The organism is Paraconexibacter antarcticus, assembly GCF_024220175.1.
Lineage (GTDB): Bacteria > Actinomycetota > Thermoleophilia > Solirubrobacterales > Solirubrobacteraceae > Paraconexibacter > Paraconexibacter antarcticus.
The window spans coordinates 715592-733466 of record NZ_CP098502.1 but is presented as its reverse complement, the minus strand read 5'-3'; the positions used below and the strand labels follow the sequence as shown (position 1 = coordinate 733466).

15 protein-coding genes and 1 tRNA gene are annotated in these 17875 nt (G+C 73.2%); 6 read left to right on the top strand and 10 right to left on the bottom strand.

All coding sequences use genetic code 11. The features are described from left to right. Positions 1 to 11: 11 nt before the first annotated feature. Genes NBH00_RS03565 through nirB form a run of 3 tightly spaced genes read right to left on the bottom strand, consistent with a single transcriptional unit; the run spans position 12 to position 6525 of the window. Positions 12 to 3665, bottom strand: a complete 3654-nt coding sequence (locus NBH00_RS03565) for a molybdopterin-dependent oxidoreductase (RefSeq protein ID WP_254571981.1) — start codon at positions 3663 to 3665, stop codon at positions 12 to 14. Positions 3666 to 3668: 3 nt separating this feature from the next. Further along, a complete protein-coding gene (locus NBH00_RS03560) occupies positions 3669 to 4046 on the bottom strand; it encodes a Rieske 2Fe-2S domain-containing protein (RefSeq protein WP_254571980.1) in 378 nt (125 codons plus the stop codon). Between the two features lie 4 nt (positions 4047 to 4050). Further along, positions 4051 to 6525: a nitrite reductase large subunit NirB gene (gene nirB, locus NBH00_RS03555; RefSeq protein WP_254571979.1), complete on the bottom strand. Its 2475-nt coding sequence runs from the start codon at positions 6523 to 6525 to the stop codon at positions 4051 to 4053. 122 nt (positions 6526 to 6647) lie between these two features. Here nirB and NBH00_RS03550 point away from each other — a divergent pair, with 122 nt between their 5' ends. The 3 genes from NBH00_RS03550 to NBH00_RS03540 are packed head-to-tail and all read left to right on the top strand — an operon-like array spanning position 6648 to position 8908. After that, positions 6648 to 7265 carry a TetR/AcrR family transcriptional regulator gene (locus NBH00_RS03550; protein WP_254571978.1) on the top strand — a complete coding sequence of 206 codons (618 nt, stop codon included), beginning with the start codon at positions 6648 to 6650 and terminating at the stop codon, positions 7263 to 7265. Positions 7266 to 7316: 51 nt separating this feature from the next. Beyond that, complete coding sequence (locus tag NBH00_RS03545) at positions 7317 to 8003, top strand: TetR/AcrR family transcriptional regulator (RefSeq protein ID WP_254571977.1); 687 nt, start codon at positions 7317 to 7319, stop codon at positions 8001 to 8003. After that, the gene (locus tag NBH00_RS03540; RefSeq protein WP_254571976.1) at positions 8000 to 8908 is read left to right on the top strand and encodes a fatty acid desaturase; all 909 of its coding nucleotides are present in this window, start codon (positions 8000 to 8002) and stop codon (positions 8906 to 8908) included. Before NBH00_RS03545 ends, NBH00_RS03540 begins: the two co-directional genes overlap by 4 nt. Before the next feature lie 83 nt (positions 8909 to 8991). On the opposite strand, the gene NBH00_RS03535 is transcribed toward NBH00_RS03540, so the two are convergent. Both NBH00_RS03535 and rpoD read right to left on the bottom strand, forming a co-directional pair. Continuing rightward, positions 8992 to 9073: transfer RNA gene (locus NBH00_RS03535), tRNA-Tyr, on the bottom strand. A gap of 278 nt (positions 9074 to 9351) precedes the next feature. Next, on the bottom strand, positions 9352 to 10443 hold the full coding sequence (gene rpoD, locus NBH00_RS03530; RefSeq protein WP_367401299.1) for an RNA polymerase sigma factor RpoD: 1092 nt from the start codon (positions 10441 to 10443) through the stop codon (positions 9352 to 9354). A gap of 300 nt (positions 10444 to 10743) precedes the next feature. Here rpoD and mptA point away from each other — a divergent pair, with 300 nt between their 5' ends. Then, on the top strand, positions 10744 to 11745 hold the full coding sequence (gene mptA / locus NBH00_RS03525) for a GTP cyclohydrolase MptA (RefSeq protein WP_254571974.1): 1002 nt from the start codon (positions 10744 to 10746) through the stop codon (positions 11743 to 11745). Positions 11746 to 11802: 57 nt separating this feature from the next. On the opposite strand, the gene NBH00_RS03520 is transcribed toward mptA, so the two are convergent. From NBH00_RS03520 to NBH00_RS03510, 3 genes are read right to left on the bottom strand one after another with little or no spacing between them, the layout of a single operon-like run. After that, on the bottom strand, positions 11803 to 12213 hold the full coding sequence (locus NBH00_RS03520) for a hypothetical protein (RefSeq protein ID WP_254571973.1): 411 nt from the start codon (positions 12211 to 12213) through the stop codon (positions 11803 to 11805). Next, positions 12210 to 12776 carry a CDP-diacylglycerol--glycerol-3-phosphate 3-phosphatidyltransferase gene (pgsA, locus tag NBH00_RS03515; RefSeq protein WP_367401298.1) on the bottom strand — a complete coding sequence of 189 codons (567 nt, stop codon included), beginning with the start codon at positions 12774 to 12776 and terminating at the stop codon, positions 12210 to 12212. Before pgsA ends, NBH00_RS03520 begins: the two co-directional genes overlap by 4 nt. Positions 12777 to 12833: 57 nt before the next feature. Next, a complete protein-coding gene (locus tag NBH00_RS03510) occupies positions 12834 to 13709 on the bottom strand; it encodes an EamA family transporter (protein ID WP_254571971.1) in 876 nt (291 codons plus the stop codon). Positions 13710 to 13779: 70 nt separating this feature from the next. Here NBH00_RS03510 and NBH00_RS03505 point away from each other — a divergent pair, with 70 nt between their 5' ends. Further along, positions 13780 to 14778: an aldo/keto reductase gene (locus tag NBH00_RS03505; RefSeq protein ID WP_254571970.1), complete on the top strand. Its 999-nt coding sequence runs from the start codon at positions 13780 to 13782 to the stop codon at positions 14776 to 14778. Positions 14779 to 14787: 9 nt separating this feature from the next. Beyond that, on the top strand, positions 14788 to 15372 hold the full coding sequence (locus NBH00_RS03500; protein ID WP_254571969.1) for an ATP-dependent Clp protease proteolytic subunit: 585 nt from the start codon (positions 14788 to 14790) through the stop codon (positions 15370 to 15372). Between the two features lie 134 nt (positions 15373 to 15506). Here the strand turns inward: NBH00_RS03500 and NBH00_RS03495 are convergent, their stop codons facing one another. Then, positions 15507 to 17024, bottom strand: coding sequence for a carboxypeptidase M32 (locus NBH00_RS03495; RefSeq protein ID WP_254571968.1), 1518 nt, complete (start codon positions 17022 to 17024; stop codon positions 15507 to 15509). Then, entirely contained in the window at positions 17011 to 17796 is a 786-nt protein-coding gene (locus NBH00_RS03490; protein ID WP_254571967.1) for a fumarylacetoacetate hydrolase family protein, read from the bottom strand. Before NBH00_RS03490 ends, NBH00_RS03495 begins: the two co-directional genes overlap by 14 nt. Positions 17797 to 17875 lie beyond the last annotated feature (79 nt).

The window sequence follows — 17875 nt, the reverse complement described above, 5'->3', positions numbered from 1 at the left end:
GCGGGGCCGGGTCAGCCCACGCGCCCCGCGGCGAGCGGCTCGCTGCCGCGCGCCTTCTCCGCCAGGAGGATCGCCGCGACGTCGGCCCGGCAGCCGCCGCAGCCGGTCGACGCCCGGGTGTGCTCGGCGACCTGCTCGACGCTCGTCAGGGCGCGGTCGCGGATCGCGCGGGTGATCTCCCCGCGCTCGACGTTCATGCACGAGCACACGGTGGTGGTCGGGTCGGCGGGGACGCTCGCGGCGCCGGGGTCGACGGCGGCGGGCCCCGGGCACAGCAGCGTCTCGGGCACCGGGTCCCCGGACGCGAGCAGCTCGCGCAGCGGCCGCGCCTCGCGCAGGTCCCCGAGGAGGATCGCGCCGACGAGCCGGCCCGAGTCGAGCACGAGCCGCCGGTAGATGCCCTGGCGCGAGTCGAGCGCGAGGAGCTCCTCGTCGTCGGCGGCGCGCTGGGAGCGGCCGCCGCTGAAGAGGTCGATGCCGGCGACCTTCAGCGTCGTCGCGGGGACCGCGCCGCGGAACGCCGCCGGCTCGCCGCACAGCGACGCGCCCGCGACCTTCGCCTGCTGCAGGAGGGGCGCCCAGAGGCCGTACACGACGCTGCGGTGCTGGACGCATTCGCCGACGGCGTACACCCCGGGGGCGCTCGTGCGCAGCTCGTCGTCGACGACGATGCCGCGGTCGACCTCGAGGCCGGCGTCACGGGCGAGCTGGACGTCCGGCCGCACGCCGGTGGCGACGACGACGAGGTCGGCGTCGAGCTCCTCGCCGTCCGCGAGGACGACCCGGCGCACGCGTCCGTCGTCCCCGGCGGCGATCGCGCTCGTCGTCGCCGCCAGGCGCAGGCCGACCCCGAGCCCGGCGAGCGAGCGCGCGAGCATCTGCGCGGACAGCGGGTCGAGCTGCTGCTCCATGAGCCGGTCGGCGAGGTGGACGACGGTGACCCGCAGGCCGCGCTCGCGCAGGCCGCGCGCCGCCTCGAGCCCGAGCAGGCCGCCGCCGATGACGACGGCGGCGCGGGACGCCGGCCCGTCCCCCTCGGCCGCCGCCGCGAGAATCGCGCGGCAGTCCTCCATCGTGCGGAACGCGAGGACGCCGTCGAGGTCGATGCCCGGGATCGGCGGCACCGCGGGCTGCGACCCGGTCGCGACGACGAGCCGGTCGTACGGCAGGCGCTCACCGTCGGCGAGCTCGACCTCACGCGCGGCGACGTCGATCGCACGGACGCTCGCGCCGCTGCGCAGCGTGATGCCGCGGTCGGCGAACCACGGCACCTGGCGCAGGTGCAGCTCGCCCTCGCCCATCGCCCCGGCGAGGAGCTTGCTGAGCATGACGCGGTTGTAGGGCAGCCCCGGCTCGCGGCCGACCATCGTCACGTCCCACGCCTCGGCCCCGCCGTGCGCGAGCGCGGCCTCGACCGTCGACATGCCGGACATGCCGGTGCCGATGACGACCAGGCGCCGCCGCGGCGCGCGCCCCGCGCCCTCGCCGCGCGCCACGCGCGGCATGCCCGCGGTGCCGTCGGCGCGCTCGGCGGTGCGGACCGGCTCGACGCAGATCGCGGTCGCCTTGAGCTCCGCCTGCTTGGATGTCGGGTCGATCGCCCGGGCGCTCACCGCGTTCAGCGCGCCCGCCCCGGGGTCGAGGTGCAGCGCCCCCCAGTGGAACGGGGCGAACGCGACCCCTCGCGGGATGCCGTCGGTGACGCGCGCGCGGAGCATCGCGCGGCCGCGGCGCGAGCGGATCCGCACGCGCTCGCCGTCCGCGACGCCGGCCGCCGCGGCGTCCTCGGGGTGCAGTTCGACGAAGGGCTCGGGCTCGGCGGCCACGAGGTCCTTCGCCTTGCCGGTGCGCGTCATCGTGTGCCACTGGTGGGCGACGCGCCCGGTCGTGAGGACCAGGGGGAAGTCCTCGTCGGGGGTGTCCGCGGGCTCGCGGTGCGGGGTGGGGGTGAAGCGGGCGCGGCCGTTCGGGGTCGGGAACCGCCGCGAGGTGTAGAGGCGCTCGGTGCCGCCGTGGTCCTCGCCGTCGACGCCGCGCGCGGGGATCGGCCACTGCAGCGCGCCCTCACGGCGCAGGCGCTCGTGCGAGAGCCCGGTCTGGTCGCATAGGCGCCCCTCGGTGGTCCTCACGTACTCGGCGAAGACCTCCGCCGCGGTCCTCCAGCCGAAGGCCGCCTTGTGTCCCATCGCGCGACCCAGGCGCGCGAAGATCTCCCAGTCGGGGAGCGCCTCGCCGGGCGGATCGACCGCCTTGCGGACGAGCCCGACGCGACGCTCGGAGTTCGTCATCGTCCCCTCCTTCTCCGGCCACTGCGCGGCGGGAAGGACGACGTGGGCGACCGACGAGGTCTCGGTCGGGTGGTAGGCGTCCTGGACGACGACGAGGTCGGCGCGGCGCAGCGCGGCGGTGAAGCGCTGGGCGTCGGGCTGCGAGACGACGGGGTTCGTCGCGACGATCCAGACCGCCTTGACCGTCCCGTCCTCGAGCGCCTCGACGAGCTCGGTGGCGGGGATGCCCGGCGCGGGCGAGATGCCCGGCTGGTCGGCGGGGATGTCCCACAGCGTGCGCATCTGCGCGCGGTGCTCGGGGTCCTCGACCTTGCGGTAGCCGGGGAGCAGCGTCGAGAGGCCCCCGGACTCACGGCCGCCCATCGCGTTCGGCTGACCGGTGAGCGAGAACGGGCCGGTGCCGGGGCGCCCGATGTTGCCGGTCGCGAGGCAGAGGTTCGTCAGCGCCTGGTTCTTCAGCGTGCCGACGGTCGACTGGTTCGCGCCCATCGACCACAGCGCCATCGCGCGGCCGGCGGTGCCGAACATGCGCGCCGCGGTGACGATGTCGTCCGCGGGGATGCCGGTCGCCTCGGCCGCGCGGGCGGCCGGCCAGTCGGCGGCGACGTCGAGCGCCGCCTCGAAGCCCTCGGTGTGGCGGGCGATGAACGGCGGGTCGGTGAGGCCCTCGCCGTCCAGGACACCGAGCATCGCGGCGAGCAGCGGCAGGTCGGCGCCGGGCCGGACGGCGAGGTGCAGGTCGGCCGCCTCGGCGGTCGGCGTGCGGCGCGGGTCGACGACGATGAGCTTCGCGCCCTCGGCCTGGCGGGCGCGGATCTTCGACCACACGATCGGGTGGCAGGCCGCGGTGTTCGACCCGAGGACGAGGATGCAGTCGGCCTGGGCGAGGTCGGCGTACGAGGACGGCGGGCCGTCGGAGCCGAGCGACCCGACGTAGCCGGCGACCGCGCTGGACATGCACAGGCGGCTGTTGGAGTCGACGTTGTTCGTCCCCAGGAAGCCCTTCGCGAGCTTCGAGATGACGTAGTAGTCCTCGGTGAGGAGCTGGCCGGAGATGTAGAACGCGATGGCCTCGGGCCCGTGCTCGTCGATGATCCGCTGCAGCCGGGAGGCGAGCTGCGGGATGATCGTCTTCCACCGTGCGGGCTCCCAGCGGGCGTCGCCGCCGGACCGCATCATCGGGACGGTCGCGCGGTCCTCCGCGTGGACGGCGTCCGGCAGGCGCAGCGGCTTGCGGCATGTTGCGCCGCGGTTGACGGGGTGCAGCGGGTCGCCGGCGACGGCCGTGACGCGACCGGCCTCGACGGAGGCGACGAGGCCGCAGCCGACCCCGCAGTACGGGCACTGCGTCCGGACCTCGCGGGTGTAGGCCGACACGCGCTAGACGCCCGACCCGAGGGGAGCGCTCTGCGCGAGGTCCTCGGTGCCGACCATGAGCGCGGCGGGCACGAGGAGCTCGAGCGTGCCGTCGGCGGCCTCGCGGATCTCGTAGGTCGCGACCCGGTCGTCGCCGCCGACCTGCATCCCGGTCCGCAGGTCGTAGCGCCGGTTGTGCAGCGGGCAGGTGACGCAGCGGTCGGCGACGATGCCGTCGGCGAGCGGGCCGCCCCGGTGCGGGCAGGCGTGGTCGATGGCGGCCCAGCCGCTCGGCAGGCGGAAGACGGCAATGCGCTGCGGGCCGACCGTGACCGAGCGGCCCTCCAGCAGCGGGACGTCCTCGGCGCGGCCGACGGGAACCCAGGCGGAGCGGAAGGCCATGGGCTCAGGCCTCCGCGCCGGCGGGCGGGCCGACGGGCAGCAGGGCGGGCGCGGTGTCCAGCGACGCGAACTGCTTCGGCGTCGCCGGGGCGTGCCGCTCCTTCCACGGGTCCGGGTCACACGCCGCCTTGGCGATGCGGTAGCGCTCCAGGTACTCCTCCTGCTTCTCGGGGTCGAGGACCTCGGCCTGGACGGCCTCGGGGCCGACGCGCTCCATGTACGTGTAGGTCCGCTCGAGGTAGTCCGCGTGCTCGCGGTAGTACTGCAGGAAGGCGAGGGCGACGCGCTGGGCCTCGTCGGCCGTGTCGACCGTCGCGAGCAGGTCCCCCTTGCGGACGGACGCGCCGGCGGCGCCGCCGACGTAGATCTCCCACCCGCCTTCGACGGCGACGAGGCCGATGTCCTTCACGTACGCCTCGGCGCAGTTGCGCGGGCAGCCGGTGACGGCGGCCTTCACCTTCGCCGGGGTGTAGAGGCCCTCCATCGCGGTCTCCAGCTCGATGCCGACCCCCATCGCGTCGCCGAGGCCGAAGCGGCAGTGGGTCGTGCCGACGCACGTCTTCACCGTCCGGACCGACTTCGCGTACGCGTGGCCGGAGGGCATGTCGAGCTCCTCCCAGACCGCGGGGAGGTCCTCCTTCCTGACGCCGAGCAGGTCGATGCGCTGGCCGCCGGTGACCTTCACCGTCGGGATGTCGTACTTGTCGGCGACGTCGGCGATGCGCCGCAGCTCGGCCGGCGTCGTGACGCCGCCGCGCATGCGCGGGACGACCGAGAAGGTGCCGTCGTTCTGGATGTTCGCGTGGACGCGGTCGTTGATGAAGCGCGCGTGGCGCTCCTCGCGGTGCTGGTTGCCGTTGATCTCGCTGACGAGGTAGGCCATGCCGGGCTTGCAGGCGCCGCAGTCGCGGCCGGCACCGCACGCTGTGGCGATCTCGCTGACCGACTGCAGGCCGCCGTCGCGGACGTGGCCGGCGATGTCCGCGCGGGTGAGCTTCTTGCATGGACAGAGGTACGTGGCCTCCTCGACGGCGCCGCCGCGGGCGTGCGCGAGCAGCTCGGTGACGAGCGGCTTGCACGAGCCGCAGCCGGCGCCGGCGCGGGTGACCGAGACGACCTCCTGCGTGGAGCCGAGGTCGCCGTCGGTGATGGCCTTGAGGATGTCGCCCTTGCAGACGCCGTTGCAGTTGCAGATCTGCGCGGCGTCGGGGAGCTCGGCCGCGGTGGCGGCGGACGCGGCGGCGAGCAGCGCCAGCGGGTCGGGCGCCTCGAGCCCGCTCCTGACCGCCTCGAGCAGCAGCTCGGCGCCGCGGGTGTCGCCGAGCAGGACGGTCCCGACGACGCGGTCCTCCGCGTCGACGACGAGCTTGCGGTAGACGCCGGCGTCGGCGACCAGCACCTCGCGCTCGCCCGAGGCCTCGCCGGCGGTCACGAGGCCGACGCCCATGACCTTGAGCTTCGCGCTGGGGATCGACCCGAGGTAGGCCGAGTCGGCGGCTCCCGTGAGCGTGTCGGCGGCGACGGCGGCCTGCTCGTGGATCGGGGCGACGATGCCGTGGCAGACGCCGCGGTGCTGCGCGCACTCGCCGACGCTGAGGACCTTCGGGTGCGAGGTGACCATGCGGTCGTCGACGACGATGCCGCGCTCCACGGCGAGTCCCGACGCGCGGGCGAGCTCGGCCTGCGGTTTGATGCCGACCGCGACGACGACGAGGCCGGCCCGGAGCGCCGTGCCGTCCGCGAAGGTCAGGCCCGCGACGCGGCCGTCGGGCCCGGCGTCGATCGAGGTCGTCGACGTCTCGAGGAGGACGTCGACGCCCAGCCCCTCGATGGCCGGTGCGAGCAGCGCGGCGGCGCCGGCGTCGAGCTGGCGCTCCATCAGGCGGTCCATGAGGTGCACGACGGTGACCGGGCAGCCGAGCGTCGCGATGCCGTACGCGGCCTCGAGGCCGAGCAGGCCGCCGCCGATGACGACCGCGCGCCCGGCGTCCGCGGCCGTGACGGCGGCGGCGATCGCCTCGCAGTCCTCGGGGCCGCGGAAGACCTCGACGCCGGGGGCGTCCGTACCGGGGATCGGCGGGACGAAGGCGTCGCTGCCGGTGCAGAGGACGGCGCGGTCGAAGGTGAGGACCTCGCCGGTCGCGAGCGTCGCGGTGCCGGCGTCCGCGTCGAGCGCCGTGACCCGGCTGCCCAGGCGGACGTCGACGCCGCGGTCGGCGTACCAGGCCTCGGGCCGGAGCTGCAGGACCGACGCGTCCTCGCCCTCGGCGAGGATCCGCGAGAGCGACACGCGGTCGTAGGGCAGCCGGTCCTCGCCGCAGAGGAGCGTGATGGCGACGTGCGTGTCCCGCTCGCGGACCCGCTCGACGACCGCTTGGCCGGCGATCCCGCCGCCGATGACCAGAATCCGCCGGGGATCGGGCCCGGACCCGCCCGAGGAGCCCGTTCCGCCGTCCGTGATGATGCGCAGTGCAGCCATGCGGACCAGCCTGAAGCCCGATGGGCACTGGCTCTACGACATACGGTCGGAACTCGGTGGCCGAAATGGCACCGGTCGGTCGAATGTGAACCGCCCGGTTCACCTTCATGCTCCGTCCGGCCATGGCACGCCCCCGTTCGAGCATCGACCAGAAGGCCGTCGCGGCCGCCTTCGCGCCGGACGGCCTGCACGGGGTGAGCGCCCGGGACGTCGCCGAGCGCGCCGGGATCGCCAAGCCCACCCTGTACGCGTACGGGAAGTCCAAGGACGCCGTCTTCCTCGCGTGCGTGGAGGCGGAGATCGAGCGCCTGGTGGACCGCCTGTACGCCGCGGGTGCGCGCACGCGCGAGCTGCCGCTCTCCGCGCGCGCGTCCGCCCTGGCGCTCGCGATCATCGACCACTCCCGCGCGGACCCCGCCGCCTTCCGCCTCCTGAACATCACCGCCCGCCACGCGACCTCGTCCGTGGCCCAGAAGGTCGACGACGCGCTCGACCGCATCCCGGCGCTCATCGCGGGCGTCCTGCGCCGCGACGTGCCCCGCGCGGAGGACGGCGGCGACCCGGCCATGACGCTCGCCCTCGCGCTGCACGGGGCGGCCGTCGCGATGGCGCTGGACCCGCCGTGGCGGCGGGCGGAGCGCGACCGGCTCGCGGCGCTCGTCGGCGCGGCGATCGCGCACGTCGTCGCCCCGGACGGCGAGCCGGACGACGCCGGCGCCACCGACGTCGGCATCTACTGAGGCAGGCGCTCCGGCAGCGACCGCCCGCCCCCGCGTCCATAGTTGATACGCGTGCGTTCCTTCTTTACGATGGGCGGCGTGCCCGCGAACGTCGACCGCCCCGTCCACCGCCCGTGGCGCGGTGTCCCGGCGCAGGACCGCGTCGCGGAGCGCCGGTCGCGACTGCTCGAGGCGGGCCTCGAGCTCTTCGGCACCCAGGGGTTCTCGGCCACGACGATCCAGGACCTCTGCAGCCGCGCCGACCTCTCGCGTCGCTACCTCTACGAGGCGTTCCCGAACCGCGAGGAGCTGCTCTTCGCGCTCGCCGGGTGGATCGTCGAGGACGCGGTGGAGCGCTTCATGGCGCGGGTCACCGACCTGGACCGGTCCGTCGAGGCGGTCGCCTGGGATGCCTTCGGCGCCTTCGTCGACAGCCTCATCGACGACCCGCGGCGCTCGCGGGTCCTGCTCGTGGAGACGGTCGGGATCTCGCCGCAGTTCGAGACCCGCCGCCGCGCCCTGCTCGAGCCCCTCAGCGACCTGCTCCGCGACGTCGGGCGGACGATCCTCGGCGACGAGGCGCCGCCCTGGACCGACACCGATCTGACGGCGCGCGCCCTCACGGCCGGTGCGCTGGACCTCCTCGTGGCGCACGCCCGCGGCGAGATCACCGTCACCCGGGACCTCCTCGTGCTGCACCTCTCGCGCCTCTTCGACGCCGCCGCCCCCGTCACCTCGACCGAAGGAACCACCGCGTGACCGAATCCGTCGCCGACCGGGTCAGGACGATCCCGCGCCCGGAGGAGCCCGTGGGCGTGTTCTCCTGGCCGATCCTCACCGTCCTCGCCGCCGCCACCACGCTGTACGCCGGCTCCGCCGCCCTGGCCGTCACCCATACCTGGCCGTGGCCCGTGTCGACGCTCGTCAGCGGCTTCGCCGCGTTCCTGTTCTTCACCGTCTCGCACGAGGCAAGCCACGCCGTCGCATCGTCGAACCCACGGCTGAACGTCTGGCTCGGCCGGATCTCGATGCCGTTCTACGCCTGGATCGGCGGCTTCGGACTGCTGCGCTTCATCCACATGCAGCACCACCGCTTCACCAATCACGTCGACGGCTCGGACCCCGACCACTACACCCAGGCCGGAAGCCGCCTGACCCTCCCGCTGCGCTGGCTGACCCTCGACCTGCACTACGCCGCCTTCTACCTCGGCCACATCCGCACCCGGCCGCGCCGCGAGCTCGTCGAGACCGCGATCACCCTCGCGGTCCTCGCCGCGGTCCTGACCCCGCTCGTCCTGACCGGGCACGGCTTCTGGGTCCTCGTCCTGTACCTGCTCCCGCAGCGCATCGCCGTCGTGATCCTCGCGTGGTCCTTCGACTGGCTCCCCCACCACGGCCTGCACGACACGCCGAAGACCGGTCGCTTCCGCACGACCCGCAACATCATCGGTGGCGAGCGGCTGCTCACGCCGCTGCTGCTGTACCAGAACTACCACCTCGTCCACCACCTGCACCCCATCGTCCCGTTCCATCGCTACATCGCGGTCTGGCGGCGGAGCGAGGACGACTACCTCGACCACGACCCGACGCTCGTCACGCCCCGCGGGCGGCCGATCACCCCCGACGAGGTTCGTCGCCTGCGCGAACTCGAGCACCACCACTGAGGAGCGCCCGGCCCCGGGACAGGCGGGGAACGACTGACCCCCGGCCGGTCCTCGGATGTCCGGGACCGGCCGGGGGCCGGGGATGGCGGGAGGAGGATTCGAACCTCCGAAGGCAGAGCCACACGGTTTACAGCCGCGCCCCTTTGACCGCTCAGGAATCCCGCCGGGGGCCGCGCAGTGTAGCGATCATCCGCGCCGCGCGGCGTGCCGCGGGATGTGCCCGCGCCGGTCGACGAGGTCCCTGCCGACGTTCCCGTTCGGCGGGCCGGCGTGGCCTGACTGACAGCTCACGCAGGACTCCCCTGCGTCAGCTGTCAGTCGGCACGCGCGCGGGCGCCCCGGACCCCCCGCGGGCCCGCCCCCCGCCCCCGGAACGACGAACGCCCCGCCGGTGAGGACGGGGCGATCGCAGGTCTCCTCCCTCAAGGAGAGCGGGGTGACGCCTAGGAGGCGTCGCGGAGCCGCTGCGCCTCGGGCAGCGACTCGAGCTTCTTGAGCGTGTGGTTCTCGATCTGGCGGATGCGCTCGCGCGTCACGTTGAACGCACGCCCGACCTCCTCCAGGGTCCGCGGGCGGCCGCCGGTGAGGCCGAACCGCATCTCGATGACCTCACGCTCGCGCTGGGGCAGCGTGGCGAGGGCCCGGTGCACGTTCTCCTTGCGGAGCGTGTCGGACGCGAGCTCGAACGGGGAGACCGCGTTCTGGTCCTCCACGAAGTCGCCGAGCTCGGACTCCTCCTCCTCGCCGATCGGCTTCTCGAGCGAGATCGGCTGCTGGCTCATCCGCATGATGTCGCGGACCTCGCGCACCGTGCACTCGAGCTCGGCGGCGATCTCCTCGGGCGTGGGCTCGCGGCCGAGCGACTGCACGAGCTGGCGCTCGACGTGCACGACCTTGTTGAGCTTCTCGACCATGTGCACCGGGATGCGGATGGTGCGGCCCTTGTCGGCGATCGCGCGGGTGACGGCCTGCCGGATCCACCACGTCGCGTACGTCGAGAACTTGTACCCGCGGCGGTAGTCGAACTTCTCGACCGCGCGGATGAGGCCCAGCGAGCCCTCCTGGATGAGATCCAGGAACGTCAGGCCGCGGCCCAGGTACCCCTTCGCGATGGACACGACGAGGCGCAGGTTGGCCTCGACCATCTGCTGCTTCGCGTCCATGTCGCCGCGCTCGATGCGCTTGGCGAGCGAGACCTCCATCTCGGCCGTCAGCAGGTTGACCTTGCCGATCGACCTGAGATACAGCCGCAGCGAGTCGAGCGACGGCTCGACGGTGAGGTCGATCGTCGGCTTCTTCGGGGCGGGCTGCTGGGACGCGCGCGCCTCGGCGGCCGCCTCCATCTTGCCGTTCTCGCTGGTGGCGATCTTGCCGTCAGCCGTGACCACCTCGATGCCCTGATCGACCAGGTACGAATGCAGCTCCGTTACCTGCTCCTTCGATACCTCAACCTCCTCCAAGGCGGCGGTGATCTGATCGATGGTCAGGACACCCTTCTCCTGACCGTCAGCGATGAGCTGCCGGAGTTCGTCCATCTCGAAGATGGGCGCCTCGTCGGCAAGCAGTGCAGTGCTCTTGTTCCTCAACCCGTCCCTCACTCAGGCAGTTGCGAACGGTCCCAGTCGTTGCGGCCCGTCCTCCTCTATGTCCCTCTATGTCCTGCGGTCCTGCATGAGCGCGCACTTGGCGACTTGTCGCGAGCGTTCCCGCGATGGCTGAGCACGATGTCCTCTGCGGGCGATCCCGGAGGGGCTTGCAGCCGTACCGGAGTGATAGCACAAGTCACACAAGACACGAGCCTCGGACACCGTGTCTCGCTACCCTCGGAGCAGCCCATGAAGCCTTCACCCACCGCCCTCTCCGGCCCCGACGTGCAGGCGTCGCTGCCGGGGCTCCAGGTCTCCCTCTCCCGCGTCGGCGTCACCGGTGTGGAGAAGGTCATCCGCATCCTCGACGACACGGGGAGCGAGCAGCTCTTCTACGCCACGCTCGAGTGCTTCGTCGACCTCGGCCCGCGTCAGAAGGGCGCGCACATGAGCCGCTTCGAGGAGGTCGTCAACGAGGCCGTCGGCGAGGTCATCCTCGGCGAGTCGGCGTTCCGCGCGGAGACGCTCGCCGAGCGCATCGCGGAGATCGTGCGCGACCGCCAGGAGGCGCTGCGTGCCGAGGTGACGATCACCGCGCGCTACCCCGAGCACAAGCCCGCGCCGGTGTCGGGGATCCCCACGCAGGAGATCTACACGCTGTACGGCAGCGCGGTCGCCTCGGCGGCCGGCACGCGCCGCATGGTCGGCGTCGCCGCGCAGGGCATGACCGCGTGCCCGTGTGCGCAGGGCGTCCTGCAGGGGCGCGCGCACGAGCGCCTCACCGCGGACGGATTCAGCGAGGAGGAGATCGAGCGGATCTTCGCGTCGGTCCCCGTCGCGACGCACAACCAGCGCGGCCTCGGCACGCTCCACATCGGGATCCCGGAGGGCCTGGACATCACCATCGACGCGATGGACCTCGTCGCGATCGTCGAGGAGTCGATGAGCTCCGAGATCTACGAGATGATGAAGCGCAGCGACGAGGGCACGGTCGTCGAGAAGGCGCACAGCCGGCCGCGGTTCGTCGAGGACTGCGTGCGCGAGGCCCTGCGCGGCGCGCTCGACCGGTACACGGACCTCCCCGACGGCGTCTTCCTCTCCGCCCGCCAGGAGAACCTCGAGACGATCCACCAGCACAACGTCGTCGCGGAGCGCTCGGGGCTGCTCGGCGAGCTCCGCGAGGAGCTCGCGTCGGGCGAGCACCTCGCGCACCACACGTCGATGCGCGAGTGGCTCGACGGGCGCCGCTGACCGCGCTCGAGCGGGCGCCGGCGGTGCGTCGGATGACGCGCCGCGGCGCGCGGGCGGCTACCCGGCGACGATGCCCGCGCAGCCGCTGAGGACGCCCTTCGTGGGGTCGACCTCGAGGGCGACGAGCGGAAACGCGTCGGCGTGCTCGTACAGGCGCTTCGGGAGGTCCCCCGCGAGGGTCGGCGACTTCGCGTTCGCGAGCACCATGAGGCGGAACTGCCGCCCCTGCATGACGATGACGGTGTCCCCGCCCTTCTTCACCGTGCGGAGCTTCGTCAGCGTCTTCGCCGCGATCTCCGGACGCGCCGGGCCGAGGTTCGCCGGGCCGTGCACGACGACCGCCTGACCACGCTGGACGCACCTGCGCAGGTCCCCGGGGAGGTCATCCTTGGACGCCCCGACCGCGAGGACGAAGACGACGACCGTGATGACGGAGGCGAGGGCGATGAGGGCACCGGCGATCTTCATGCGGACGACTCCGGGTGGACGTTGTGGTGGTGGCGCTCCTCGGCCTCGCGCATGAGGCGCCGCAGCCCGAAGAAGTAGTCGATGCCGGAGACGATGGTGATCGCGACGGTGAGGTAGACGAGGATGTCGAGCCAGGTCGGCGAGTCGGTGAACGCGATGAGGAAGAAGACGCACGCGACCTGCACCATCGTCTTCACCTTCCCCCACCAGTTCGCCGCGATGACGACGCCCTGCTGCGTGGCGACCATGCGCGTGGCGGTGACGGCGAACTCGCGGGCGATGATGACCGTCGCGACCCAGGCGTCCACGCGGTTCAGGCTCACGAGCGACATGAGCGCCGCGAGGATGAGGAGCTTGTCGGCGATCGGGTCCATGAGCTTGCCGAAGTTCGTGATCGCGTTCCGCGAGCGCGCGATGTAGCCGTCGACCGCGTCGGTCATGGACGCGACCGCGAAGACGACGGCCGCGACGAGGTCGCCGCCGGGCGTCTGGTCGAGCAGCGCGACGACGAGCACCGGCACGAGCAGGATGCGGAAGACCGTCAGCGCGTTGGGGAGGTTCAGCGTGAACACGGGACCGGAGCGGAGTATGAGGCCCGGGCGGCGGCGGCGCGCCCGCGCTCAGGCCTCGACCGGCGGCGGGACGTCCGCCCCGGCCCCGCGAGTGACGCCGACGCTCGCGACGATGACGCAGGCGATCGCGACGCACTCGCGCAGACCGAGCGCCTGCCCGAGGATGAGGAACCCGGCGACGGCGGCGATCGCCGGCTCCAGTGACATGAGGACGCCGAAGACGTTCGCGGGGAGGTGCCGCAGCGACTCCATCTCGAGCGAGTACGGGATGACGGTGCTGAGCAGCGCGACGCCGAGGCCGGCGAGGAGCAGCAGCGGGTGCAGCAGCTCGGTGCCGCCCTGCACGACGCCGGGCCCGAGCGGGACGAGCGCCGCGACGATCGACGCGAGCGCGAGCCCGCGCCCACCGGTGAAGTAGCGCCCGGCCCGCTGCGCGATGAGGATGTAGCCCGCCCAGCACGCCGCCGCGATGCCGATGAAGAGGAGGCCGAGCGGGTCGAGGCCGCCGGAGCCCGAGCCCGCGCCGCGCGCGGACGCCAAGAGGACGATCCCGAACGCGGCGAGCGCCGAGAAGGCGAGGTCCGCCGCGCGCCGCGAACCGATGACGGCGACGGCCAGCGGGCCGGCGAACTCGATCGTCACGGCGATGCCGAGCGGGATGCGGTCGAGCGCGAGGTAGAAGAAGAAGTTCATCGCGCCGAGCACGAGCCCGAAGAGCGCGGCGAGCCTGAGGGCGCCGGCGGGCTGTCCGCGCACCGACGGCCGCCAGACGAGCAGGAGGACCGGCACCGCGAACCCGAGCCGCAGGAGGCTCACCCCGGCGGGGCCGACGCGGTCGAAGAGCGTCGCCGCGATCGCCGCCCCGAACTGGATCGACACGGCGGCCGTCACGACGAGCGACCAGGCGGGCAGGCGGCGGGGCATCCGCCCCCATCATCGCCCGCCGGGCCGCCGCCCGTCCGGCACCCGCTGCGCACGTCCTATGGTCAGAAGGATGAGCACGCCTCCGCACCGCACCCTCGGCCGCCACGACGGTGGCCTCGACGTCGCCGCGATCGGCCTCGGCTGCATGGGGATGTCCGACTTCTACTCCGGCCGTGACGATGACCGCTCGATCCGGGCGATCCACCGCGCCCTCGACCTCGGCGTCACGCTCCTGGACACCGCGGACATGTACGGCATCGGCGAGAACGAGAGGCTCGTCGGCCGCGCCATCGCCGCCCGCCGCGACGAGGTCGTCCTCGCGACGAAGTTCGGCATCGTCCGCGACCCCGACGACCCGACCGTCCGCGGCGTCGACGGGTCCCCCGACTACGTGCGCGCCGCCTGCGACGCGTCGCTGCAGCGGCTGGGCGTCGACCACACCGACCTCTACTACCAGCACCGCGTGGACCCGAAGACCCCGATCGAGGAGACCGTCGGCGCGATGGCCGAGCTCGTCGCCGCCGGCAAGGTCCGCCATCTGGGCCTCTCGGAGGCGGCGCCCGACACGATCCGCCGCGCGCACGCCGTCCACCCGATCACCGCCCTGCAGACCGAGTACTCGCTGTGGTCACGCGAGCTCGAGGACGAGATCCTGCCGACGATCCGCGAGCTCGGCATCGGTCTCGTCCCCTACTCCCCGCTCGGCCGCGGCTTCCTCTCCGGCGCGATCACCTCGATCGACGACCTCGCGGAGGACGACTTCCGCCGCCGCTCGCCGCGCTTCGCCGGCGAGAACTTCGAGAAGAACCTCGACGTCGTGCGCGTGCTCGGTGAGCTCGCCGCCGAGAAGGACGTGACGACGTCGCAGCTCGCCCTGGCGTGGGTGCTCGGGCAGGGCGACGACGTCGTCCCGATCCCCGGCACGACGCGCCCGGAGCGCGTGGAGGAGAACGTCGCCGCGACCGGTGTGGCGCTCACCGCCGAGGATCTCGACCGGATCGCCGCCGCCCTGCCGGAGGTGGCGGGCGAGCGCTACGACGCCGGGGGCATGGCCGCCGTGAACGGATAGGCTGCCCCCATGCCCTTGGTGCCCACCGTCGTCGAGCGGACCGCACGCGGAGACCGCGAGTACGACCTCTTCTCCCGCCTGCTGAACAACCGCATCATCTTCCTCGGCTCGGCCGTGGACGACACGCTCGCGAACCTCGTCGTCGCGCAGCTGCTGCACCTGGAGTCGGCGGACCCCGAGAAGGACATCTCGATCTACATCAACTCGCCCGGCGGGTCGATCTACGCCGGGCTCGCGGTGTACGACACGATGCAGTTCATCAAGCCCGACGTGGCGACGATCTGCTGCGGCATCGCGATGTCGATGGGGTCGCTGTTGCTCGCCGGCGGGACGCCCGGCAAGCGCATGGCGCTCCCCAACTCGCGGATCCTCATCCACCAGCCCTCGTCCCCCGGCTTCGAGGGCCAGGCGACGGACATCGAGATCCACGCCCGCGAGATCCTCAAGACGCGCGCGCGCATCGACGAGATCTACGCGAAGCACTGCGGGAAGCCGATCGAGGAGGTCCACAAGGACATGGAGCGCGACCGCTTCTTCTCGAGCGAGCAGGCGAAGGACTACGGCCTCATCGACCGGGTCCTCACGACGCACTAGAACGCCGCCGCGGCCCCGCGCCGAGTGACAGCTGACGCAGGACAGGTCGGCCTGAGCTGTCAGTCGGCGGGGCGGGGCGCCGGTACGCGGGCGCCGCACGGCCCGCCGCACGGCCTGCGCGACGCCCGCCGGCGCTACGCCGTCAGGCCGTACAGCGCGGAGTACTTCGCGCGGAGGTGCTCGAGGAACGGGCGGGCGTCCAGGTCGGCGCCCGTCGCGCCCCGCAGCAGCTCACCCGGCGTGTAGAGGCAGCCGTGGCGGTGGATGTGCTCGCGCAGCCACTCGCGCAGCGCGAGCGTCTCGCCGCGGGCGAGGTCGTCGTCGAGCCCCGGGAGGTCGCGCCGGATGACCTGCCACAGCTGCGCGGCGACGATGTTCCCGATCGCGTAGGTCGGGAAGTAGCCGAGCTCGCCGTACGCCCAGTGGATGTCCTGCAGGACGCCGACCTTCGCCGACGGCACGTCGAGGCCGAGGAGCTCCTTCGTCTTCTCGTTCCACGCGGTCTCGAGGTCGGCGACGGCGAGCGTCCCCTCCATGAGCGCGACCTCGAGCTCGAAGCGGAGGATGACGTGGAGCGAGTACGTCGCCTCGTCGGCCTCGACGCGGATGAGCGACGGGTGCACGGCGTTCACGGCGCGCAGGAACCCGGCGAGGTCGGTGCCGCCGAGGGCGTCCGCCCCGAAGAGCTCGAGCATCCGCGGGTGCCAGTGGCGCCAGAACGCCTCCGAGCGGCCGACGAGGTTCTCCCACAGCCGGGACTGGGACTCGTGGATCCCGAGCGACACGCCGGTGCCGACGGTCGTCCGCTCGAGCGCCGGGTCGACCTGCCGCTCGTAGAGCCCGTGGCCGATCTCGTGCATGACCGCGAACGGGCCCATGAGGCCGGACTCGTCGTAGCGGCACGTCACGCGGATGTCGGAGCTGCCGAGCGACATCGCGAACGGGTGGACGGCGAGATCCAGGCGCCAGTGCTCGTCGTCGAAGCCCTGGGCGCGCGCGATCTCGGCGGCGAGGATCCGCTGCTGCTCGACCGGGAACGGGCCCGGGAGCCGCGGCGGCGGGCCGGCGGCCGCGATCTCGCGGATGAGCGGGACGAGCCCCTCCTTGAGCTCCGCGAACACCGTGCGCACGCGCTCGGTCGTCAGGTCGGGCTCGAAGTTGTGCAGCAGCGCGTCGTACGGGTGCGCCGCCTCGGGGAAGCACGCCGCGAGCTCGCCGCGCAGCTCGACGTGGCGCTCCAGCGCCGGCCGGAAGAGCGCGAAGTCGTCGGCGGCCCGCGCCTCGTGCCAGGCGACCTGGGCGAGCGTCGTCTGGCGCGCGATGTCGGCGATGAGCCGGTCGGGGACGCGCCGCGCGCGGTCGGCGTCGCGGGCGACCGCCGCGACCATCCGCGCGTCGGTCTCGCCGAGGTCCTCGGCGGCACCGAGGCGGTCGAGGAGCGCGGTGAGCGCGGGGTCGGTGAGCTTCTCGTGGGCGAGGCGGCCGAGCGTCGCGAGCACCTCGCCGCGGGCCGCCGCGCCGCCCGGCGGCATCATCGTCTGCTCGTCCCAGCCGGCGAGCGACGAGGCGTGGCGCAGGTCGTCGAGCTCTCCGAGCCGCTCGCGGAGGACCTCGAGCGTCCCCGCCGTGCTCGTCGGGTCAGGCGACGGCATGTTCGATGCTCCCCAGCGACTCGATCTCGATCCGGATGACGTCGCCGGACTGCAGGAAGACGCGCGGGTCCATCGCCGCGCCGACGCCGCTCGGCGTCCCGGTGAGGATGAGGTCCCCGGGGACGAGCGTGCAGGTCTCGGCGATGAAGTCGACGAGCGTCTGCGGGCCGAAGATGAGGTCGCTCGTCGACGTGTCCTGGCGCAGCTCGCCGTTGACCCAGGTGCGCAGGCGCAGGTTCTCGGGGTCCGGGACCTCGTCGGCGGTCGTGATCCACGGGCCGTACGGGCAGCTCGTGTCGAAGCCCTTCGCGCGGGTCCACTGCTTCTCGCGGCGCTGCAGGTCGCGCGCGGAGACGTCGTTGCCGACCGTGTAGCCCCCGATGCGGCCGCCGGCCCCGATGACCACGCCGAGCTCCCCCTCGTAGTCGAGGCGGCGCACGACCGGCGGGCAGACGATCGGTCCTCCCGGGGCGACGACGCTCGACGGGAGCTTCATGAAGACGATCGGGGCCTCGGGCACCTCGCCGCCGGTCTCGGCCGCGTGGGCGGCGTAGTTCAGGCCGATGCCGAAGATGCAGCGCGGCGCGGGGACGGGCGCCTGCAACGTCACCTCGACGAGCGGGTACGCGGTCCCGGTGGCGGGGCTGCGGTCCTCGCTCGCGAGGCGGTCGGCCACCGACTCACCGCCGGCGAACGCGATGACCTCGTCGCCCCGGACCTCGCCGGCGACGGCGGTCGAGGCCCCGGGCGGCAGGAAGGTCGCGAGTTTCATGCGACGGCAGGCTACACCGGCGCCCCGACCGCGCCCGGCCCCGCGGCGCGGGTGGGCGACGACAGGGCGGCCGGGATCC